Source organism: Vibrio alginolyticus NBRC 15630 = ATCC 17749, from assembly GCF_000354175.2.
Lineage (GTDB): Bacteria > Pseudomonadota > Gammaproteobacteria > Enterobacterales > Vibrionaceae > Vibrio > Vibrio alginolyticus.
Map to the genome: position 1 here is coordinate 538,367 of NC_022349.1, position 21,336 is coordinate 559,702.

The window sequence follows — 21,336 nt, forward strand, 5'->3', positions numbered from 1 at the left end:
TTGTCGTTTCGACAAAAAATCGCATTTGTTGTGGGGTTGAAGATTTTTTATATAGACCGCCCAACTAATATGAGTGAACGACAATAATGGATAAAATGATCGATGCGTTAGCAACCCATGGCTACTACATCTGGGATGATTTTCTTTCTGAACAAGAAGTGGCTCAATTACGAGACTGCATTCCAAGTAACTGGAAAAAAGCGCGTATTGGTCGTAATGACGATGTGACACGTATTGAGTCAATTCGAAGTGACAAAATTCAATGGTTATCGCCCAATATGGGGCACGCGGTTACTTCTTACTTAGATAAGATGGAAGAAATACGCCAAGAAGTGAACCGTCACTTGTTTCTGGGGCTTTTTGAGTATGAAGCTCACTTTGCCAAGTACGAGGAAGGGGATTTCTACCAAAAGCATCTAGATTGTTTTAAGGGCAATGAAAACCGTCGATTGACAACCGTTTTTTACATGAACGAATCTTGGACGGAAAAGGATGCAGGTGAATTGGTGGTTTACGATCTAAATGATAATAAGATAGCAACCATCCCTCCTCAATCGGGACGCTTACTTTTATTCTTATCTGAGCAATTCCCGCATGAGGTTTTACCGACCAATGCTGAGCGTTTCAGTATTGCAGGTTGGTTCAGAATCAATGGTGTGCGAGACAATGTACTTGATATTGCAAAATGATTGATTTGCAACCTGCACAAAATCAGCAAAGGGCGTATCTACGCCCTTTATCGATTAAACATTAGTTGATAGCTCGTAACACTCGGTCATGTTTCGCTCTAGCACTGCATAGACGTCAGAACAAAGTTCTTGTTTAGCGACTTGCTCGCCCATAATCGCGGCGATTTGTGCTTGAGCCATTCGTCCTCGGTAGGGACGGTCCTGAGACAGAGCTTGAAAAACATCGGCAACCGCGACAATACGCGATGGTACATCGAGTTCGTCTCCTGTTTTATGATAAGGATAGCCAGAACCGTCCAAACGCTCGTGATGATTAGAGGCCCACTCCGCTATTTTAGCGTTGGGAAACACTTTGTGTAATGCGAGCTGAGTATCAATTGTATGGCGTTTAATACGCGTATACTCTTGTTTATTAAGAGAGCCTTCTTTATGAAGAATCTCATCTGGTGTTTTTAACTTTCCGATATCATGCACCAACCCAGCAATAAATAACATCTCTTGGTCGTGCTCACAGAACCCAAGCTTGATGGCTAGATACCGAGATAACTCCGCCACTTTTTGCGAATGTTGATAAGTAAATGGGCTTTTTGCGTCAACAATTCGAGCGATAAACATGCCCAAACTATTCATATCTTGGATGGTGAGCTGTTTTTGAAGCCAATCAATGCTTTTAAAGTTTAATCCGATGGTTTCTATATTTTCAGACTCCATCGCGAACCAAAATGCGTCGGTCATAACGAGCTTAACCATTGCCTTAGCCATGTCTGGATTAAACAAAGTTCCAGCGTTTGCCATGATGCATTCTGCAATTAGTTCTTCATGAAGTGTGACAATGTCACAGTGGCAGTTCATGACGTATTTGGAACGCATAAAATCGAGACGGTCGGCTAAATAGAGTAGGGCAGCGACCTCTTTTTCAAAAGGCGGTAAATCAAGATATTTTAGTTCACTCCAATGTGTATGGTGGTAAAGAACAGGTGTAGCAAACTGACGCAACAAACGACACTGCTTGAGGCTTCGGTATCCTCTTAAGCAATGTGTTTTTACGTCTTGTGGCACCAACTCCTCAAGTAACATTTTATGTTCTTGTGTTTCGGAGACCCCACAATCGTGGATCATCCCTGCGAAGTAGCAAAACTCCGCTTTTTCTGGTTCCCAGTTCATGACCCGAGCACATTGGTAAGCGATGTAAGCGACACGGTGGCTATGGTGCGTATCATCAACACCTACATAGTCGAGTGCTCGAGCAACCCAGATAAGTGCTTGTTTCAGATCGACTTCAAAGCCCATGTCCGTATGGGAATGGCAAGAATGATTCATGGTTTATACCGACATTGCTAATTAGCCCACGCTAAACCCAAATCAGAAGGTGATAGGAAAAATTGGGTACGACAGCGAATAGACCCCAAAAAGGTGGGCGTTTAGACATAGTTTTGATTATGGGCGGGATAATAATCCTAGTTGCATAATAATATCACCTGAAGCTCATGGTTAAGAGTCAGATATTTGAACTAAGTATAAGTTTTGAAAGATTATTGTTGCTCTTGTTGACTTATTTGAAAACGACAATAAATCATGATGTAACACATTCTTATTTTTATTTTTGTAAATCGTGTTCGGGCTTAACCAGAGACACACGGTATTGATGTGTGATTAACAGAATTCATATTGTTGCTTTTGAAGGCAAAAAATAAGAGGACTTCTTCGAGGCTTGCTCTGTAACTAACAGAGTAATAGGGAAAGCAGCTTGTTAACTACATGACAATAGAGCGTCGTTGAAAACATTTTCTCTGTAGCTCATGTCGTTGAGGAAAGATAATAAAATGGTACGGTTTCCCAGCGATGCTAGCCCTTTTAGTGAGATAAGTTTATTGAAAATGTGTGATTGCAAAGTAAGCATAGGTAGTAAAAGTAGCTAGAATGATAGCTCTAAATGAAAAGGATTTCGTATGTTGAAGCATCGTTTATATCGGAGTTACACCGCAGGGTTAAAAATAGCAGCCCTTATCCTTCCTATGCCGAGACCAACCTTGTTTTCCGGCCCTGGTTCGATGAATGAGCTATTAGAATCGATGACCGAGCTGGGATTTAAACGCGTTTTGTTAGTTACCGACGAAGGGTTGGTCCAAGTCGGTATTGTAGATAAGGTGCTTGAGGCAGCAGCACAACTCGATTTACAGTTAGATGTTTTCTCGCAAGTTAAGCCCGATCCTACCTATGATCAGGTTGAGAGCGGTCTAGAGGCTTATCATCGTTTTCATTGTGAGGGCATATTAGCTTTGGGTGGCGGCTCTGCAATGGATTGTGCAAAAGTTATTGCTGCGAAAGTTACCAATAAACGGCCAATAAAAAAATTAGCTGGACTATTGAAGGTATGGCGAATGCCAGCACCGCTTTTTGCTATTCCAACAACGGCTGGAACCGGAAGTGAAGTTACTATCGCTGCGGTCGTGTCAGATCCCTCCTCACACATTAAAACCCCTTTAATGGATCCAAAGTTGGTGCCACTAATGGCAGCTTTAGATGCGAATTTAATGATTGGTTTACCTCCTAAGATCACGGCTGATACTGGCGTTGATGCATTAACCCACGCTATTGAGGCCTATGTATCGAAAAACGCTACTCAAGAAACGATGGCTTATTCGGTTGCCGCTATTAAACTCATTTTTAAATATCTTCCTAGGGCTGTGATGCAAGGGGATGATGTCGAAGCTCGTCATAAAATGGCTATGGCATCCTATTACGCGGGTTTAGCATTTACCAAAGCGAGTTTGGGTTATGTTCATGCCTTTGCTCACACATTCGGTGCGAGATATGGAATACCTCATGGTATGGCAAACGGATTAGCCTTGTTGCCTGTGCTGCGCTTTTCATTATCAGAGATTGAGCCTCAACTAAGAAAGCTCGATGAGTTGACGGCCGAGGGGCAGTTAGGTAACGCAAGTGCTCAGCATTTTTTGGCGAATCTGGAGTCCTTGTTTTCAACTATTGATATTGAGCAAACCAGTGCGCTCATTCAACGTGAAGATGCTGATGCGCTTGTTGATTTAATTCTGAAAGAGGCGCACTGGAATTACCCTGTTCCCAAGTTCATGAACAGGGAAGAATGCACACAGTTATTGTTAACTATCAGTAGGGTGTAAATTTTAGTTTACATGTGTGGTTTTTTATCCTTACACTTTGCTTGATCTTCTGCTAAAGATCCTACAATATCGACGGCAATACAAATATGGTGTTGGTTTCGGTCCGCCGTTGCCCGATCTAATACTGATAATTTCTAATAAAGTGTAAAGATTAATATACAATGAGTCGTTCTAAAGTATTCGGTAGTACGCTAATTATTGCGGGCACTACAATAGGCGCTGGTATGCTAGCGCTTCCACTTGCCTCTGCCGGCATTGGTTTTTCAACTTCTATTATCATCATGCTAGGCTTATGGGCTCTGATGGCTTTCACTGCCTTGCTTATGCTTGAGCTTCATCAACATGCGGAGAGTAGTGCTACACTTCATACTTTGGCGAAACAGATCCTAGGTCAAAAAGGCAAGTGGGTGGCAAGTTTTGCGATGTTGTTTCTTTTCTACTCATTATGTGCAGCGTATATCGCTGGCGGTGGTGCTCAGTTCGGAGACCGCCTTGCACAATGGTTTGACCTCGATATTTCAGGGCCTACATCAACGATAATCTTTACCTTGGTTGTGACTTTAGTTGTGACAGTGGGTACCGGTACGGTCGATAAAGTAAACCGAGTTCTGTTCGCGATGAAGCTCGTTGCGATGGTTGCGGTGCTTTCTTTTCTTGCTCCAAACGTTACGGAATCTTACTTGTTAAGTATGCCAATCGAACAAGGCCTTGTTGTAGCGGCGATTCCGGTGATCTTTACTTCGTTTGGTTTCCACGGAAGTATACCTGCAATTGTGAATTACTTAGACGGTGACACTTCTTCTTTACGCAAAGCCGTTATTATTGGTTCGACGATTCCACTTGTTATTTATATCTTTTGGCAAATCGTGACGTTGGGTGTGGTTAGCCAAAGTACGCTTGTTGAGAACGGAGGGTTGAGCGCACTGATTGGTCAACTATCTCAGACAGTACACCAATCAAATTTGGGTAGCATTGTTGGTGTGTTTGCTGACTTGGCATTGTTGACATCGTTCCTTGGCGTGAGTTTGGGTCTATTCGAATTTTTGGGTGATACCATCAAAGGAAGTAACGATAAGCCTAATCGTTTGATTGCGGCACTAGTGACGTTTACTCCACCGCTAGGCTTCGCACTTTTCTATCCTCAAGGCTTTATTATGGCTTTGGGCTATGCAGCGATTGCCTTAGCGATTTTAGCCATCTTTTTGCCTTTGGTTATGGTGATCAAGGTTCGTAAATCGGATGATTTTACTGGGGAGTACCGCGTCGCAGGTGGTCAAGGTGCGTTAGTGATAACGGGCATCGCTGGCACTGGCATCGTATTCGCTCAGGTGTTAATTACGCTGGGTGTGCTTCCTGCTCTAGGCTAGTTGTTTAGAACGTTCTTTGAATAACTTCTAGTTACTGAATCCATCGTAATCAATCAGTATTGTTAGGCCAACGAGTTTCGCTCGTTGGCTTTTTTAATCTGGATCAAATTACCGTAAGATATCCGGTGAAAAAATTGGTAGAAATGTGCTTTTATTTCGTACACTTAAGTTGTGGTATATCGATAATTTAAGTGGAGAAAACCGCTCAAAATACCATTGAATTTGCAACACAATGAGCTTTTCTTGTTTCTCTGCTTTGGTGTGGAGGTGAAGCATGGCGCACCGGAGTTTTTACCCGTTTGCAAAACCGCTTAACGAGCAACTGCAAACGCTAAAAGGCAGGATGCAGGCGCACTTGCCATGTATTGATAGGGTGTCATTTGCAAAATATCACCCAGACCAAGATGTGCTCAAATCATTTGCAGAAAGTGAGTTCGACACTTGGTGTTTAGCCCATCACGAATCAGCATTCCGTAAACTCCACCACCTCAATATTGCCTCTAAAAACGCGGTTCCTCGTATCGTCGAAGACCTTCATGATATTAAGCACTGTCCTCGGGTTCAAATTTTACTCAAACACGGATATCAGTCGTCGGCTGCTATTCCTTGTTATGACAATAAAGCTTTTACTGGTTTTGTATTTTTGAACTCCACTCAACGTGATGCGTTTAGTTTAGAAGTGCTGAATGGTCTTAAACCTTATTTCGAAATGATTCGATTTGCGGTTGCATCAGAGACTCAAGTAGTCAATGCGATAGAAACGCTAGCGAACCGAATGCAATGTATGATGCCAGGCTATTCACCTGAGTATTACGCGCATACCAAACGCATGAAGTACTACAGTCAAATTATCGCAACGCAGTTAGCGGATCGTTATCACCTGAATGACGAAATGGTCGAAGATATTGGTATTTTTGCTCAGTTCCATGCGCTCGGTGATAGTCAGCTGCCAGTTGAAATTGCTAGCCGCCGAACAAATTACTCTCAAGAACAAGAGGCGATATTGATTCAACATATTGAGCGTTGTATCGATTCAGCGGATGACATAGTTGCCCGTATCGGAAATCCGGTTCACCCGAGTGTGACTTTGTTTTTGCAGATGGTTACTTATCAGTACGAAAACTTAAATGGCACTGGTTATCCTTATGGTTTAACCAATGATGATGTACCAATCGCCGCGCAAATTACGGCTGTCGCGAATGCCTTTGATTTTATGACAACGCACCATCCGTACAGACAAGCGTGGTCCATCCCATACGCATTGTTAGAACTTGAAAAATGGGTATATCAGGGATGGTTATCTCGAGAATGTGTTGATGCTCTGCGAGAGCATCAAGGTTATATAAAGCAAATCATCCACAAATATCCCGAGCACTATACAGGCTTGGGGTTAATGTGAAGAGCAGTAACAAAGTTGAAATATTGACGAGGAGGAATATTTAAACAATACTGTTTTTATATACAGTAATAAGTTTGGAGGTGAAGTATGTTGTGGGAAACCCTTGAAAGAGTAAACCGCTTACGCCAACAAGCACTTGCAAATCCTGAGTTTGTTGAGTCAGCAAAAGAGCACGAACAAGCACTTCAGGAGCAAGAATACCATTATCAAACTAAGAAAAAGCGTTCAGCCAAAGACAAACAAGGTAAAAAGTCGCTGGCCGATATCTATAAAGAAGTAGAGTTTGGCGCTGACGCTCGTCATTAATGTATTCACTGCGGCATTTTTCATTTCTTCATACGCTGCAGTATTCGTTCAAATTTATTCGAGAGCAGTGGGAGACCGCTGCTCTCGTTGACCTGCCTATAATTTACTAATGAAGTTCAGCTGAGCAAATTATCACTAACACTTAGCAATTCTCTCAATGATCTTGTTGATGTAATGATAATGACAACGGTTTGCATTTGTATCTTTGTTGTTATATAAAACCTCCCTTATTAATCGTTCTGTTGAATAAGAACGGCAAACGTGATCAACGAATGAGAGCTTTGAATAACTGTTATTCGTAAATGGCTATTAGGTGAAGTAGGGATGTTGGAAGCTAAAGCACTCCAGTTTGAGATTGAAGGCAAGTCATTGCTAAAAGCGTTTGATGTGACATTTGAACCCGGAAAAACATACGCCCTTGTTGGACACAATGGTTCAGGAAAATCCACATTGTTAAAGTTGCTGGCACAGCAACAGCAATACACAGCTGGTGACGTGGTTCTGCATGGAACGAGCATTAACGATCTCTCAGCGAAAAAATTCGCCCAACACATTGCCTACTTGCCTCAGCATCTTCCGGTGACCGACAGTATTTTAGGTCGAGATTTAGTCGGTTTTGGTCGTTATCCATGGCATGGTTTACTTGGACGTTTGAGTAAGAAAGATCACGACATTGTTGAAGAAGCAATGGCGATGACAGGCACACTAAAATACGCAGATCGCTTAGTGGACACGTTATCTGGAGGAGAGCGTCAACGTGTGTGGCTAGCTATGCTGTTAGCCCAAAAAACCGAGTATTTGCTTCTTGATGAGCCTTTGTCTGCGCTAGATATCAGCCATCAAGTCGATATGTTGAAGCTTATCTCTAAACTCAGTCAAGAACTGGGCTTGGGCGTTATCATCGTATTACACGACATCAACTTGGCTGCACGATTTTGCGACTACATCGTTGCATTACATCAAGGTGATTTGATTGCACAAGGCAATGTTGAACAGGTGTTTACTGAACCTAAGTTGAGGGACATATATGGGATAGAGATGATGATCTCTGACCACCCTGCGGGTTATCCGGTGGCGATGCCAAGCTAAAGGTTGGAATAATGAGCAGTACAAACACTCGACTTAAACATTTCTCTTTCGCTCTCTCACTTAGTGCGCTTTTGGTCAGTTCTTTTCAAGCACTAGCTGACGCATCACCTCGGGTGATGTCGGTTGATTGGACACAAACTGAAACGATGTTGGCTTTAGGGGTCGTACCTGTAGGCGTTGCTCAAGGGCAAGATTACGATGCTTGGGTAAAATCGCCACCGTTACCACCTCAAACGAAGGATGTAGGGTTAAGAACTCAACCCAATATAGAGCGCATTTACGAGCTCAGACCTGATCGTATTTTTATTGCCCCGTACTTTTCCTCAATGAAGCATCGCTTAGTTGATATCGCCCCGGTTACCACCATTGACTTATATGAAAGCGGAATTACGGATTGGTCGGTACTTACCAGTTTCACTCGGAGGTTTGGTGAAGAGCTGGGAAGAGAGGCGGAAGCAGAGGCGCTTATCCAACAATATGAAAAACGTTTGTCTTTATTAAAACAGCGTATAAATAAAGGCCAGCCGCCACTACTAATGATTCAGTTTATGGATACAAAGCACGTACGTGTTTTTGGTCAAAATAGTCTTTACTCTCAGGCTATCGAAAAGATTGGGCTGAGTAATGCATGGAATGAAAAGACGAATAGCTGGGGCTTTAGCCTAGTTGGCATCGACAAGTTAGCTGGCATAAAAGCTCAAATTGTTATCGTAGAGCCATTACCTTACGGTGGAGCGGAGCAGCTCTCTCAAGACCCATTTTGGCAATATGTTGTTCAACAATCTGGTGAAAAGGTCATGCAAGTCGCGCCCGTTTGGAGTTTTGGTTCTATGCCTTCAGCCCTCCGTTTCGCAGAGTTAGTTACGGCGAGTAAGGTCGAGGAGTTAACACAATGAAAACGATGCCTTTAAGCTTTGTGGTGTTACTTTCGGCATTTACCTTTTCTATTGGTGCTTTCCAATTGTACCAAGTAAGCTCATTTTCGTTAGCTCTAAGCAGTTTATGGGAGCCTAACTTTCAATCTATCGATTCTGTTTTACTTCACTTTAGCTGGTGGCCTCGAGTCTTCACCACGATTATATCTGGTGCTGGATTAGCGGTTGCTGGGGTATTGATGCAGCAAGTGCTGCGTAACCCTCTCGCTTCACCCACGACACTTGGTGTGGCGAGCGGTTCAAGTTTTGCTTTGATGTTAGCTACGCTATTCGCACCTTGGATGTTGGATATCGCGCCTAATTTGGTTGCTCTCATCGGCGGTGTGATATCGATGGGGTTGGTGATGCTGTTGTCATGGCGACGAGCGTTATCTCCAACGGTTGTCGTCGTTTCTGGGTTAGTGATAAACCTGTACTTTGCATCATTAAGTACGGTTATTCTGATGATGAATACCGAAAAGCTGAATGGGTTAATGATATGGGGAGCCGGTTCGCTTGTTCAGAGTGGATGGGGAGATTTCTCGTATCTTGCCCCTCGAATCGCACTTGCTACGGTCGTTGCATTTGTGATTGCAAAGCCGTTAAGTCTGTTGGAACTCTCCGAGCAAGGTGCCAAGAGTTTAGGTGTCTCGCTAGCTAAGTTGCGTTTTGTCTGTCTTGGGCTTGCGGTGTTAATCACTTCTTGGGTGGTTTCTGCCGTAGGAATCATCGGTTTCATCGGGTTAGCGGCGCCAGCGATTACTCGATTGATAGGTATCAATAAAATCCAGCATAAGCTTTGGGTATCAATGCTGATTGGTGCCATGTTATTGACTTTAACCGATTTGGTTATTCAGCAACTGCCAGGGATAATGGCGAGTTTTATACCAACGGGAGCAGCAACCGCTGCACTGGGCGCTCCGCTACTGTTATGGCTGTTACCTCGTTTATCACAAAAGACGCAGGGCCATACTCAAACAGTGTTAACTCGACACCGTCAACATGTTTATAAGCTAAACCCTAAAGCGATCTCATTGGCGTTGATCGGCACGTTAATTTCTGTTGTTCTTTTTGCCACGGTTGCTGTGCAAAATGAAGGGTGGACAAATTTATTTGCTAGCCAAAATTGGATTTTTTTGGAATGGCGCGCACCTAGATTATTTGCAGCAGCAATTGCGGGGGCAATGTTAGCGATTGCTGGAACCATGATTCAACGCCTAAGTGGAAACCCAATGGCAAGTCCTGAAGTGATCGGTATCAGTTCAGGGACAGCGATGGGATTGATCATCGCGATGTTTACTGGGTTTGGTTCGTCAATTTTCACTCTTTCTCTAGGCGGGCTCGTAGGCGCATTAGCGACGGTATTAGTCATTGTGCTGCTAAACCGTAAGTCAGGCTTTCAGCCGGAGCGTATTTTGTTGACTGGTATTGCAATAACCGCACTGATGAATGCAATACAGAGCTTTATTCTAGCCACTGGTGACCCAAGAAGTTATCAAGCATTGGCTTGGTTGTCTGGGTCTACCTACTATGTTTCGGTTGAAACGTTACTCCCATTGTCCTTATCTGCGCTTGTCTTTATAGGGTTGAGTTTTCTCTGCGTAAGATGGCTAGATATTCTTCCTGTCGGTGCCGCTTCCTCTAAAGCACTTGGAATTCGAGTTGATCGTTCACGCGCAATACTGCTTCTTTTAGTTGCTTGTCTCACGGTCAGTGCGACATTGGTTGTTGGCCCGATTAGCTTTGTTGGGTTGTTGGCTCCGCATTTAGCTCGCTTATTTGGTTTTAACAAAGCGTCACAACACATGTTATGCGCCGCGATACTGGGGGCAGGGGTGATGTTGTTGGCTGATTGGTTGGGACGACAGATCCTTTACCCGCAAGAAATACCAACAGGGCTTATGGCGTCTCTCATTGGCGGTTTGTATTTAATGTGGGGTTTACGCCGCTTATAGAAATGAGCTAAGCCTCAACCAAGAAAGTACTTATACAAATAAGCACTCGTAGTGGCATTCGTAACCTATGCGAGTGCTTTATGCAAAACCTCTGGTTTGTCTTTTACGGAAACAACTGGCGATGCCGTAACTCGCTTTTCTTTCAGCGGTCGCTGAAGTCATGAAGGGTTGGTTTGGCTGCCGACAAAAAGGAGAAGAATATGACTCGGCAGTTTATGCTGACACCAACGTCGATGGCGGTTGTATTAGCTTTATCAACGCCAAATGTCTTGGCTCAGGAAGATGAAAATATAGTTGTGATTGGACAGCAGCAAGACAGTGCAGTTGGTCCTGATTTTAGTTATCTCGGAGCGAAGAGTCGGGCAGCGACGAAAACTGATATTGCTATCAATGAGACTCCAAGAGCGGTGTCTGTTGTTACGCGAGAGCAAATGGATGATCGTGCCTCTATTAGCATTTCTGACGCACTACAGTACACACCAAGCATTCAAACTAATTATTTCGGCGAAGATAACAAGCAAGATTGGTTTATTATTCGTGGTTTTAAACAGGCGAACAGTGGGTTGTATCAAGATGGTACCCGTTTATATTCTTCTGGCTTCTATAGTTGGCAAATAGATCCGTTTGCGTTAGAGAGGGTTGAAGTTTTACGTGGTGCAGCGTCTGTTCTTTATGGGCAAAACCCTCCTGGTGGGGTCATCAATGTTGTCAGTAAGCGACCTCAATTTGATGGGGGGTCAGGACTTGTATCTTTGGAGTACGGTTCTGAAGACCGTAAACAACTTTCTCTTGACGTAAACTCTGAGGTGAGTGAGCAGCTAGCTTTCCGCTTTCAAGGGTTAGCGAGAAAAAATGGGACGAGAATTAGTGGGGTAGAAGCAGAGCGCATTCTTCTCTCTCCATCGATGACGTACAAATTTAATGAGGCGTCTGAAATTACCTTTCTAACGAGCTATCAAAAAGACGACTCAGATCCTTATCTGCAATTTTTGCCAGTTGAAGGAACGTTAACGCCAAACAAAAATGGAAAGATCAGTGATAGTTTAGCGATAGGCAATCCTAACTGGGAGACGTTTGAGCGTGAGCAGGTGTCTTTAGGCTATGAGTTTTCTCATGCATTTAATGATACCACTTCATTTATTCAAGCAGCTCGTTACAGCGAAATGGATGTTAAGCTAAGACAAATGTATTCGTACGTTTACTCGGCTGATGTGCCTGCGTTGGGGCCGGTTTTGGACCCATCAAATGAACGCAAAACCATACTTCGGGGTGCTTCAACAGAAGATGGGTCATCTGATGCTTTTAATATCGATAATCGTTTGATGCACCAAGTAAATTGGGGAAGTGTTGAGCATAACTTGATGTTGGGCATAGATTTTCAAATGATCAGTATCGATGGTAAAGATTTTGCCAATGACCCTATAGTTGCTAATGGTAATGCATTATTAAACACACCAATGGGAGCTTTGCCCGATCCTAGGTTTAATGTATTTAATCCTACTTATTCGGATAACATAATGTTACTCGATCCGAATACGCTACAACCATTGAGCGAAACCGATAAGCAAAGAACGAAAATCGATAATCAGCAGCTCGGCGTCTACTTTCAAGATCATATGCTGATCAACGATAAATGGGCGATGTTATTGGCCGCACGTTACGACGATACAAGTAATGAAGTACATAATGTTACCACGGGTGCTCGCACGAAAGTCGATAATGGAGAGTGGACGTTTAGCGTGGGAACGGCTTATATTTCTGATTCTGGCTTCACGCCATACTTTAGTTACTCTCAGTACTTTGATCCAATTATTCAAGAAGACAGCAATGGTAAGCCAGCGAAGCCTGAAAGCGGTGATCAATTTGAAATCGGTATGAAATACCAACCGGATTCATTTGATGGTTATTTCAATATTGCAACGTATCGGGCAACAAAAGAAAACTTGGCTCGTATCTACTTGAGTGAATTAACGCAAATAGGAAAAATAGAAAATAACGGCGTTGAGTTTGAAGCTGTAGCTAATGTGACACCATCCTTAACATTGATCGGGAACATTGCGTACGTTGATGCAGAGATAAAAGAAGACATCAATAAGGCATGGGTTGGCAAAACACCTTCCCAAGTGGCTAATACCGTATCATCAGCTTGGGCACATTATCGTTTCTTTGATGGACCTCTTGATGGCTTTGCTGTTGGCTTAGGCGCGCGCTATACAGGTGAGTCATACGGAGACAATGAAGAGAGACTAAAAGTACCAAGTTATTTCTTAATGGATGCGACGGTCAGTTATCGAATCGGCGACTACAAGTTACAAGTCGCAGCTAAAAACATCGCGGATAAAAAGTACATAGCGACATGTGATGGCTTTTGTTGGTATGGCGACCGACAAAATGTTATTGCAAGTTTAACTTACGACTGGTGAGTTAACGTATAAATAAACACCCCTAACTTTAGGGGTGTTTATTTAGAAATCGGCTTTACGGACAAAGTGCGGGTTTTTGTACTTTTTCTGCGGGCCAAACGATGATACGACAAGTTTGTTCCATAATGTTTTGTCAAACTCACCCTTTGGAATCGAAGGGTAGAGGGTTTCCTCTTCTTCTCTTGCAAAGTTCATATATTGTTTCTTTTTAATTTGATTGTACTTTTTGGCGATCTGGTTATGTTTTCTTACCCACTCCAGCTTGTAATTGTGGAGCACTTTTTCACCATCTTCGAGACTCATTCGAGATAGGAACAGTCGCTTGTATGAGACCTTTCTGTCCAGCATTGTGCGCATAACGGTTTGGATATATTTACCGTGATGCGTAATGGTAATGTCGTTTTCATCAACAGGAGTGACACACCAGCCTTTAGGTAAAAAGTCTGGCTTCTTAAATTGCTTATTACGCTCCATTAGCGCCTGATGTAAAACTAAATCAGAGGTGCCGCGGAACGTCTTTTGCCATTTACCGATACGAATTTGAATCGAACCAGGCAAGCGATAGATGTTAGTAAACTTATCTTTGTCCATGGACTTGTGTCATGAGATTAATGTGCATAATTAGAAAGCGGAATTCAGCCCAATGCCACAGGCAGTAGACTTAAGTACCGTACGATTTTACAACGACCTTGCGTGATATAGCGAGGGGTTATGTCAATAATAGGTAAGAAATAGAAAATTAGTTCACATTATGAAGAAATTGGAAGCTTACAAGGCTAAATTTTGAAGTTACACCAATTATGCCCATGCCGACTAAATAAAAGAAGGCACGGGCATAAAATCACACCGCTTCTTCGAGTTGCTTGGTGTCTTCTTCAATCTGTTGTAGGTGTCGGTTTGCTTGCTGTAACTGATACATTTGAGCATAACGACCATTTTGCGTTAAGAGTGCTTTGTGTGTGCCTTTCTCGACTAACTCCCCATGATGAAGAACAATGATTTGGTCTGCATCTAGGATAGTTGACAGCCGATGAGCAATAACAACGAGCGTCATGTCTTGTCTGAGTACCGCCAAGCTCTTTTGGATTAAAGCCTCTGTTCCTGAGTCAATATTTGCGGTTGCTTCATCTAATATCAATATCTTAGGTTTTACCACAAGCACACGTGCTAACGCCAAAAGCTGTTTCTGACCCGCAGATAAATTAGTTTCGCCTTGACCTAACTGCGTGTCTAGCCCGTTAGGGTAACGATGAATTTGTTCTGCCAAACCTACCTTGTCTAACGCATCCCATATTTGATTGTCATCAACCGCCCGACTGAGAGAGATGTTTTCTCTGACTGAAGCAGGGAGAATATGTGGATCTTGTTGGACCATTGCCACATCTTTGCGAAGTACGTCTTTCCCTAATGTTTTAAGTGGACGACCATCTATGAGCAGTTCGCCACATTGCGTTGGATAAAAGCCCATTAACAGTGACGCTAATGTGCTTTTACCGCTTCCTGTATGCCCGACAAGCGCGATAAAGTCTTGGTGGTTGGCCTTCAACGAAATGTCTTTTAGGACGTCCTGTTTACCATCGTAGCTAAATGTGAGATCTCTAAGTTCGATAGCACCTGACCTTAATGGTTGATGATTGTCCCCGTAAGTTTGTTCTTTCGCGTCAATTAATTCAAAAACACGTTCGCTTGATACTAACGCTTGCTGAAGTAGAGCAAGTTGCTGAGTCATCTCAATTAGTGGTTCAGTAACTCGCGCAAGATAACTGATAAATGCATACAGTACCCCCACACCAATCAACTCAATACCATTAAAACCAAAGATCGCAACCAAGCAAAGCAACGCAAGACCAGCGAGTAAGTCCATTAATGGTCTTAGCAGATAGCCGTTTAGCCGAATCACTCGTTTAGATGCCACCAGATGCTCTGCGGTTAGCTCGTTGAACTGTTTATTAAAACGCTCTTCTTGTTGCATTAATTGAATGACACTCATCCCTTGAATGGATTCACTCAGATTCGCATTTATATCGGTCAATAGGTCACGCATCTTTCGGTAGCTTTCTGTACTTAGCTGCTTAAACAAGTACATAAAGCCGATGACGATCGGCAGCAATACAAGCACAACGAGTGTGAGCTTCCAGCTCATGAAAAACATAACGCCAAGCATTACGACAATCATGACCACGTTTTTCACCACGGTCGCGATCAAAAGCTCATAAAATTGCTGTAAAGATTCCGTATCGTTGGTGATTCGCGACACCAATTTTCCAGCAGGAGTGTAATCAAACGCAGATAACGGCTGCTTAATCACGCCAGAAAATACTTGCTTACGAATCGCTTTGATCGTGTTAGCCGCGACAATGCTAAATTGCAATGACTGAAAATACTGGAATGTTGCCGATACGATCTGAAGAGCGATATAACCTACTGCTAGCGAAATCAGAACACTTTGTGAATAGTCACCTTTAGCGATGTGCTCATCAATGAAATATTGAATCAACCAAGGGCCGCCGGCGCTAGCTAACGCTGCAATAAACAGCAAGGCGAGTCCTTTAATCATTGGCTTTGGTTGAGATAATGGGTAAGACATTAACCGTTTAAACGTGCTGGTCTGGTTCATTCATTATTCCTCCATCGCCTGCTCTAGTTTCTGATACTCGAACATCTCGGCGTACCAGCCTTTATGCGCTAATAACGCGCTATGTTGCCCACGTTCAGTAATGTGTCCGTGATTCAATACAATGATCTCGTCTGCTGCTTCCAAAGCGGTGAGGCGGTGCGCAATAACGATTAGGGCCTGATTACGGTAGTATGTTTCCAAATTCTTAAGGATTTGATGTTCGGTCCGTCCATCAACAGCGGAAAGTGCATCGTCCAAAACCAACACTTGAGCATTCAGCAGCATAGCGCGTGCTATCGCAATACGTTGTTTTTGCCCGCCGGAGAGTGTAATGCCTTTTTCACCAACTTCTGTTTGATAGCCTTCAGGAAACTTTTCAATATCGTCATGTATACAGGCTAACTTTGCTGCTCTATAGACTTCTTCTTTCTCTGCATTAGGGTTGCCTAAGGCAATATTTTCGAAGATAGATTTGGAGAATAGAAACGGACTTTGGTTAACGACAGCAAAACGGTTGCGCCACTGCGGTAGTAGGGCATCCTTGATCTCGACATCCCCGAATTTAATTGAGCCGTTTTCTAAATCATGTTGACGCAAAAGTAGTGTTAACAGGGTCGATTTTCCGCTTCCTACCGGCCCTGCAACTCCCAACATTTTTCCGGGTTCAAGTTCGATGTTTACTTCCGTCAAAGCGGGCGGTAAATCACTAGACCAGTGGAAATCGTCGATATCAATTTTTAACGGAAGTGGTTTATTTTCTATTGGCTTATTACCACTGATAATTTCTGGCTTTTCATCAAAGATCTCTTGTAGTCGGTTCCATGCAGCTGAGCCTCTTTCTAAAATGTTAAATAGGAATGCGAATGCCAGCATCGGCCATATCATCAACCCTAAATACATCGTAAATGCGGTCAGATCACCAAGCGTGATCTCACCTTTATCAACAAGGTAAGCACCAGCAGCGACACTAAGAAGGAAAGAAAGACCGATGGTTAACTGAATTGCCGGGTCAAATCTAGCATCGACTCTTGCAACAGCGATGTTCTTTTCGCCAGTATCATCCACAACCTCTTCAAAACGTTGCTGCTCTTGGTTTTCTAATCCGAAAGCACGCAGCATTCGCACGCCATTAAGTGACTCTTGTGTCATGTCTGACATGGTAGAAAAGGCTTCCTGAGCGACACGAAAGCGTTGATGTAGGATGCGCACAATAAAGAAGATGATGATGGCAAGAAATGGCATTGGAAGAAGCGCCATTACGGTGAGCTTCCAGCTTACTTGCGTTATCATAATGATTAAAACCGCAATACCAGTGATCAAAGAGTCTGCGGCGGTTAAAACCCCTTCGCCGGCTGTCATAACGATATTACGCACATCATTAGTGCCACGAGCCATCAGATCCCCCGTCTTGTAACGTTCAAAAAAACGAGGTGGCTGTGTCGATAAATGCCTATATAGACGGTTACGTAGAATGGTCCCGAGCTCCCAGCTTGCGCCGAAAAGCCAAATTCGCCATAAGATGCGACACCCATAAATGGTAAAGATCAGTACAGTTAACCCTGACAGCCATAGAATCAGCGTATTTGTATCTAAAGTGTTGTCTACGACGCCGTCAACTATGATGCCAACTGCTTTGGGCGGAACAAGCTGTAGTGCTGATATCACAGCGAAAAGCAGAATGGATCCGACATAGTGCCTCCACTTTTGTTGGAAATACCAACGTAGCTGCCAGAATATTCTCATTACGCCTCCCGCTTTAAATTATTGAATTTGTTATAGAACTATTATTGAGCGAAATGATGAGTTTACAAGCACAAGTTATAGGCGGGTTTAAAAACGATAGATTGTTTCAATTATAGCCATGTGTCGGCGCAAATTACTGGTTTTATCTCTATGAGCTAACTGTGCGACGACATTATGTGAAATAGTTGTTAATGGTGGTTTTGGAGCCATGACCTTGCAATAACGATGAAGACACCAAAAGTAAAAGTGTTACTGCCACTCTCTATGGGAATTAGCAATCGTCAGTTTGTATTTTGTATTTCACTTGGCCACCAGGAGTTTCTGGGTAGTAAACTTCGACATAACACATATGTTCTGGACCAACAGGCTTGTTTGCAAAACCAATAAGGAAGTAGGGCTCGTCTGGGCTATCTACCCCATACCAAGTGTTGATAGTGAGTTGCGGATCAAAGCCTGCTAGCTCTTTTGCTGGAATAACATTTTTGATAAATCCAAAGTAACCAATTAGGTCGTTATGGCCGTCATTATCTAGATCAATGTTATATTGTATGCCGCCATCTACTGTCTCTTGAGATTGAATCACTGCTTTGGTGTAGACAAAGTTGTTGGCGGTCATGAGTGCTTCTCTGGCTCCATATAGAACCGCCACTCTGGCATCTTTTTGTAAGCCAAGAAATTTAGGAAATGCAACGACGCTTACAATACCAAGAATGATGATGCACACAATGAGTTCAATAAGAGTAAATCCTTGAGAGCGACGCACAGCCTTTCTCCATGTTTTAGAAACGAATAGGCGGCTATTCTGATATAGAAACTTTCAGGTCAAGTATTAAAAAAGAATGATAGTAAGAGATCGGGATTGCAAATCTCAAATATAAAACAAGTTGCTTATTTTCGAGATGAGGAGTGATTTTGATAAAAACCAAGGAATGAACTCGAGAGGATAAAATCCTCCCGAGTAAAGCGACTAAGATTCGTGTGTCAGAGCACTGCTGTTACGTTTAAAAATGAATCGCCAAACAAATAAGACAATTGCGATGTAACCTAATCCTACACCAAGCGCTTGCCAGTGCATGCCGTTATACATCGCGATTGGCATCAAAGAGATGATGAAGATGTCAGTGATTGAGCCAGGGACATAAGCGATGGCGTAATCATCAAGCACCTTGCTACGCATTTTTGGATCAACAATGCGAAGCAACGCAATACCCATAGCTACCGTACCGGTCAACCAACCCCAAGAGAAGATGCCTTTCTCAAACCAATCTTCACCCATGATTCGCGGCGCTACCCAAAAGATTAGCCATAGTGTGAAGGCGATACCGCCGATTGCAAGTACTACCATCGGCATTAAATACTGGGCTAAGACGGTAATCTTGATGGCTGAGATACCAAAGATAATCAAATAATCGGTACTGATGCCCGCAGCGTGTTTGAATGCACCGTCACAAAGATAGCGTGAAGCTTTCGTTTGTTTCGCGATGATTCGCACAAGCATGCCGCCAAGGAAGCCAGTTACAAACGTCGGGATCTGCACCTTATCGTGGAAAGAAGACAAGTAGTTGGCGGCGACATAAGAGAAAGCGGTTACGACAACCACTAACGCAGCGTGAATCGCGAAAGAATCAACCGACAGGGAAGACATGGTGTCTTTCATTACCGGTTCTTGATCATCAGGCTTAACAAGGCCTTTGCGTTCGTGTTCGTCCATGCTGTCGAAGGTCGTAAAGCTACGAATCCAACCCATCTTCAATGCGAATTGCAGCATGAGCATGCCGACAGAAATCGAGATGAAAATACCCACGGTTGCGAACGTTAAGCCAAGTGTGAAGCCATCTTCCCAGCCAAGCCCCGTGAAGATTTCACCAACAACAGATGCAGAGCCATGTCCGCCCATAAAGCCCGCAGACATTGTCACACCAAAGCCAGGATTAATCTCTGGCCAGAAGAAGGTTGTGAGAACTAGACCAAACATTGCTGCAAACAACCACTGAGAAACAGAAGCGATTTGGTTAAACGCCCACAATGAGCCAGCACGCTGTGCGACGGTTTTAGGTGATGGAACATCCGTTGCCAGACCTAACGCAGAAAAAAGTGCAGCAGTTAATAGGCTTGCGTTAGCGGTAAACGTATCGGTCCAAGGCAGTACGTCTAACAGGGCTGGTCCAAAAATTAGACCGAATAATCCTGCGAGAACCGCCGATGGAATGTACATACGCTGTAATAATGGCGCGTGAACGCGAATGACTTTTGCCAAAATTAATAGTAAGCCAGCGATGGCTAAGTCAGTCAGCATTAGACCTTTAGGCATCTTATCCTCCAGTAAATGCAGTCAAGGGGTAGCGTCCTTGTGACCTACCTTGAATAAAAATCTCTCTCAAGCCAAAAAGCCACATACGTGACTAACAGCGTTGAGAAATCAATGTCGTTTTCATAAGCAAAGGAATGTGCTTATGCAATTTGAAATGAGTGTAAATGTTGTGATTGCACACGAACAGGAAGAGAAATTAGATTAAATTTCTCGATATTTTTTTGATAGTTCACTCAGGAAAGGCGGCAATCCTAGTCACTTTGTTAGAGCAATGCAATTGGTGTGAATCAATAAATTATGCCTAGTTATGGGTGTTTCTGACTAACAACATGAAAAATAAAGACAATTAACAAGCAATAATATTTGTCATATCGACAATAAAAGTTAATTAAATGGTTAAATTGTCGCCGCTTTATGTGGGGCGTTACGGATTCACATGCGAAAGAACAAAATCGACTAAGGTGCGATTTTTAAGGGAAAGCTGTTTTGAACGGTAAAGCAGGTGGATCGGTTTTGGCTTGGGAATGTGTGAATGGAGAATTTCTACCAAGGCGCCAGATTGGATTTCCTGTTCAACTAAGATCTTTGGTTGCAGAAGAACACCAGAGCCTTTTAACGCAGCAAACTTAAGCACATCACCATTGTTAGACGTTAATCGGGTGTTACTGTTTCCAAAGGTATTAGATGGCATGTTCACCACTTGTTGGCTTTCTCCTTGGTGATACTGAAACCCCAAACAATGATGATGTTCAAGGTCATCAAGCGATTGGATAGGGGCATGTTGTTCAAGGTAAGAGGGTGAGGCGCAGTAAGTCATGTGGTATTCACCCAATTTTCTCGCGACTAACGACGAATCGACCAACTCACCGATTCGAATAATCACGTCTGCTTCGCTTCGATATGGGTCAATCAAATTGTTGTCCAACATCAGCTCAACGTTCAAATCGGGAAATTCAGCTAAGAAGTCAGCCACGATAGGAGCAATGACCTTTTTGCCATACGTGACAGGGCAGTTAACTTTTACTGTTCCGGTTGGACGGTTGATCAGCGTCTGGATTAAGTTCTCTGCGTTAGTGATGTCTTCAATAATGCGGTGGCACTCTTGGTAGTAGAGTTTACCGGCTTCGGTTAAGGACTGTTTGCGCGTGGTCCGATGAATCAGCTGTGTACCTAAGCTTTGCTCAAGAAAGCTCACGTGCTTGCCAACCATGGTCGGTGAAATATCAAAGTGGTGTGCAGCATTACGAAAGCTGCCGTGTTCGACCACGTAAGCGAAAACTTTCATGCTTGTTAATTTATCCATTGCACACCCAGAGTTGATAAAGAAATAACTAAAGCAGAGTTTATCAATCAAACGAGGTTAATTACAGTGGGCGTATG

At 43.3% G+C, this 21,336-nt stretch carries 16 protein-coding genes; 9 read left to right on the plus strand and 7 right to left on the minus strand.

Annotated features, from left to right (window positions below):
- The first annotated feature begins 86 nt into the window (after positions 1 to 86).
- Positions 87 to 689 carry a 2OG-Fe(II) oxygenase gene (locus N646_RS02325; RefSeq protein ID WP_005377733.1) on the plus strand — a complete coding sequence of 201 codons (603 nt, stop codon included), beginning with the start codon at positions 87 to 89 and terminating at the stop codon, positions 687 to 689.
- 54 nt (positions 690 to 743) lie between these two features.
- On the opposite strand, the gene N646_RS02330 is transcribed toward N646_RS02325, so the two are convergent.
- Positions 744 to 2,009, minus strand: coding sequence for an HD domain-containing phosphohydrolase (locus tag N646_RS02330; protein ID WP_025766702.1), 1,266 nt, complete (start codon positions 2,007 to 2,009; stop codon positions 744 to 746).
- Between the two features lie 629 nt (positions 2,010 to 2,638).
- On the opposite strand from N646_RS02330, the gene N646_RS02335 reads away from it, so the two are divergent.
- The 8 genes from N646_RS02335 (at position 2,639) to N646_RS02370 (ending at position 13,285) form a co-directional block, all read left to right on the plus strand.
- The gene (locus tag N646_RS02335) at positions 2,639 to 3,832 is read left to right on the plus strand and encodes an iron-containing alcohol dehydrogenase (RefSeq protein ID WP_017820628.1); all 1,194 of its coding nucleotides are present in this window, start codon (positions 2,639 to 2,641) and stop codon (positions 3,830 to 3,832) included.
- A 161-nt stretch (positions 3,833 to 3,993) separates the two neighbouring features.
- Positions 3,994 to 5,199 (plus strand): aromatic amino acid transport family protein, encoded by a 1,206-nt coding sequence (locus N646_RS02340; RefSeq protein WP_017820629.1) that lies wholly within the window; start codon positions 3,994 to 3,996, stop codon positions 5,197 to 5,199.
- Positions 5,200 to 5,473: 274 nt separating this feature from the next.
- Positions 5,474 to 6,598: an HD-GYP domain-containing protein gene (locus N646_RS02345; protein ID WP_017820630.1), complete on the plus strand. Its 1,125-nt coding sequence runs from the start codon at positions 5,474 to 5,476 to the stop codon at positions 6,596 to 6,598.
- A gap of 87 nt (positions 6,599 to 6,685) precedes the next feature.
- Positions 6,686 to 6,904: a hypothetical protein gene (locus tag N646_RS02350; protein ID WP_005377723.1), complete on the plus strand. Its 219-nt coding sequence runs from the start codon at positions 6,686 to 6,688 to the stop codon at positions 6,902 to 6,904.
- A 324-nt stretch (positions 6,905 to 7,228) separates the two neighbouring features.
- Positions 7,229 to 7,993, plus strand: a complete 765-nt coding sequence (locus N646_RS02355) for an ABC transporter ATP-binding protein (protein ID WP_005389081.1) — start codon at positions 7,229 to 7,231, stop codon at positions 7,991 to 7,993.
- Positions 7,994 to 8,004: 11 nt separating this feature from the next.
- Positions 8,005 to 8,889, plus strand: a complete 885-nt coding sequence (locus tag N646_RS02360; RefSeq protein ID WP_005377718.1) for an iron-siderophore ABC transporter substrate-binding protein — start codon at positions 8,005 to 8,007, stop codon at positions 8,887 to 8,889.
- The gene (gene fhuB / locus N646_RS02365) at positions 8,886 to 10,862 is read left to right on the plus strand and encodes a Fe(3+)-hydroxamate ABC transporter permease FhuB (protein WP_017820631.1); all 1,977 of its coding nucleotides are present in this window, start codon (positions 8,886 to 8,888) and stop codon (positions 10,860 to 10,862) included. The genes N646_RS02360 and fhuB overlap by 4 nt, the downstream gene beginning before the upstream one ends.
- A 200-nt stretch (positions 10,863 to 11,062) precedes the next feature.
- Complete coding sequence (locus tag N646_RS02370; RefSeq protein ID WP_017820632.1) at positions 11,063 to 13,285, plus strand: TonB-dependent siderophore receptor; 2,223 nt, start codon at positions 11,063 to 11,065, stop codon at positions 13,283 to 13,285.
- A gap of 42 nt (positions 13,286 to 13,327) precedes the next feature.
- Here the strand turns inward: N646_RS02370 and N646_RS02375 are convergent, their stop codons facing one another.
- From N646_RS02375 to N646_RS02400, 6 genes are all read right to left on the minus strand, one after another.
- Entirely contained in the window at positions 13,328 to 13,876 is a 549-nt protein-coding gene (locus tag N646_RS02375) for an MSHA operon transcriptional regulator (protein ID WP_017820633.1), read from the minus strand.
- A gap of 250 nt (positions 13,877 to 14,126) precedes the next feature.
- Positions 14,127 to 15,902, minus strand: a complete 1,776-nt coding sequence (locus N646_RS02380; protein ID WP_017820634.1) for an ABC transporter transmembrane domain-containing protein — start codon at positions 15,900 to 15,902, stop codon at positions 14,127 to 14,129.
- A gap of 3 nt (positions 15,903 to 15,905) precedes the next feature.
- Positions 15,906 to 17,645 (minus strand): ABC transporter transmembrane domain-containing protein, encoded by a 1,740-nt coding sequence (locus N646_RS02385; RefSeq protein WP_017820635.1) that lies wholly within the window; start codon positions 17,643 to 17,645, stop codon positions 15,906 to 15,908.
- A gap of 271 nt (positions 17,646 to 17,916) precedes the next feature.
- Entirely contained in the window at positions 17,917 to 18,408 is a 492-nt protein-coding gene (locus tag N646_RS02390; protein ID WP_005377704.1) for a type II secretion system protein, read from the minus strand.
- A gap of 204 nt (positions 18,409 to 18,612) precedes the next feature.
- Positions 18,613 to 19,956: a sodium/glutamate symporter gene (locus N646_RS02395; RefSeq protein ID WP_017820636.1), complete on the minus strand. Its 1,344-nt coding sequence runs from the start codon at positions 19,954 to 19,956 to the stop codon at positions 18,613 to 18,615.
- 424 nt (positions 19,957 to 20,380) lie between these two features.
- The gene (locus N646_RS02400) at positions 20,381 to 21,259 is read right to left on the minus strand and encodes a LysR family transcriptional regulator (protein ID WP_017820637.1); all 879 of its coding nucleotides are present in this window, start codon (positions 21,257 to 21,259) and stop codon (positions 20,381 to 20,383) included.
- Between the last annotated feature and the right edge of the window lie 77 nt (positions 21,260 to 21,336).

What these genes read in the sequence shown, in the direction of transcription:
- N646_RS02325 (WP_005377733.1), top strand. Translation starts at nt 87, where the DNA reads ATGGATAAAATGATCGATGCGTTAGCAACCCATGGCTACTACATCTGG.
- N646_RS02330 (WP_025766702.1), bottom strand. Translation starts at nt 2,009, where the DNA reads ATGAATCATTCTTGCCATTCCCATACGGACATGGGCTTTGAAGTCGAT.
- N646_RS02335 (WP_017820628.1), top strand. Translation starts at nt 2,639, where the DNA reads ATGTTGAAGCATCGTTTATATCGGAGTTACACCGCAGGGTTAAAAATA.
- N646_RS02340 (WP_017820629.1), top strand. Translation starts at nt 3,994, where the DNA reads ATGAGTCGTTCTAAAGTATTCGGTAGTACGCTAATTATTGCGGGCACT.
- N646_RS02345 (WP_017820630.1), top strand. Translation starts at nt 5,474, where the DNA reads ATGGCGCACCGGAGTTTTTACCCGTTTGCAAAACCGCTTAACGAGCAA.
- N646_RS02350 (WP_005377723.1), top strand. Translation starts at nt 6,686, where the DNA reads ATGTTGTGGGAAACCCTTGAAAGAGTAAACCGCTTACGCCAACAAGCA.
- N646_RS02355 (WP_005389081.1), top strand. Translation starts at nt 7,229, where the DNA reads ATGTTGGAAGCTAAAGCACTCCAGTTTGAGATTGAAGGCAAGTCATTG.
- N646_RS02360 (WP_005377718.1), top strand. Translation starts at nt 8,005, where the DNA reads ATGAGCAGTACAAACACTCGACTTAAACATTTCTCTTTCGCTCTCTCA.
- fhuB (WP_017820631.1), top strand. Translation starts at nt 8,886, where the DNA reads ATGAAAACGATGCCTTTAAGCTTTGTGGTGTTACTTTCGGCATTTACC.
- N646_RS02370 (WP_017820632.1), top strand. Translation starts at nt 11,063, where the DNA reads ATGACTCGGCAGTTTATGCTGACACCAACGTCGATGGCGGTTGTATTA.
- N646_RS02375 (WP_017820633.1), bottom strand. Translation starts at nt 13,876, where the DNA reads ATGGACAAAGATAAGTTTACTAACATCTATCGCTTGCCTGGTTCGATT.
- N646_RS02380 (WP_017820634.1), bottom strand. Translation starts at nt 15,902, where the DNA reads ATGAACCAGACCAGCACGTTTAAACGGTTAATGTCTTACCCATTATCT.
- N646_RS02385 (WP_017820635.1), bottom strand. Translation starts at nt 17,645, where the DNA reads ATGAGAATATTCTGGCAGCTACGTTGGTATTTCCAACAAAAGTGGAGG.
- N646_RS02395 (WP_017820636.1), bottom strand. Translation starts at nt 19,956, where the DNA reads ATGCCTAAAGGTCTAATGCTGACTGACTTAGCCATCGCTGGCTTACTA.
- N646_RS02400 (WP_017820637.1), bottom strand. Translation starts at nt 21,259, where the DNA reads ATGGATAAATTAACAAGCATGAAAGTTTTCGCTTACGTGGTCGAACAC.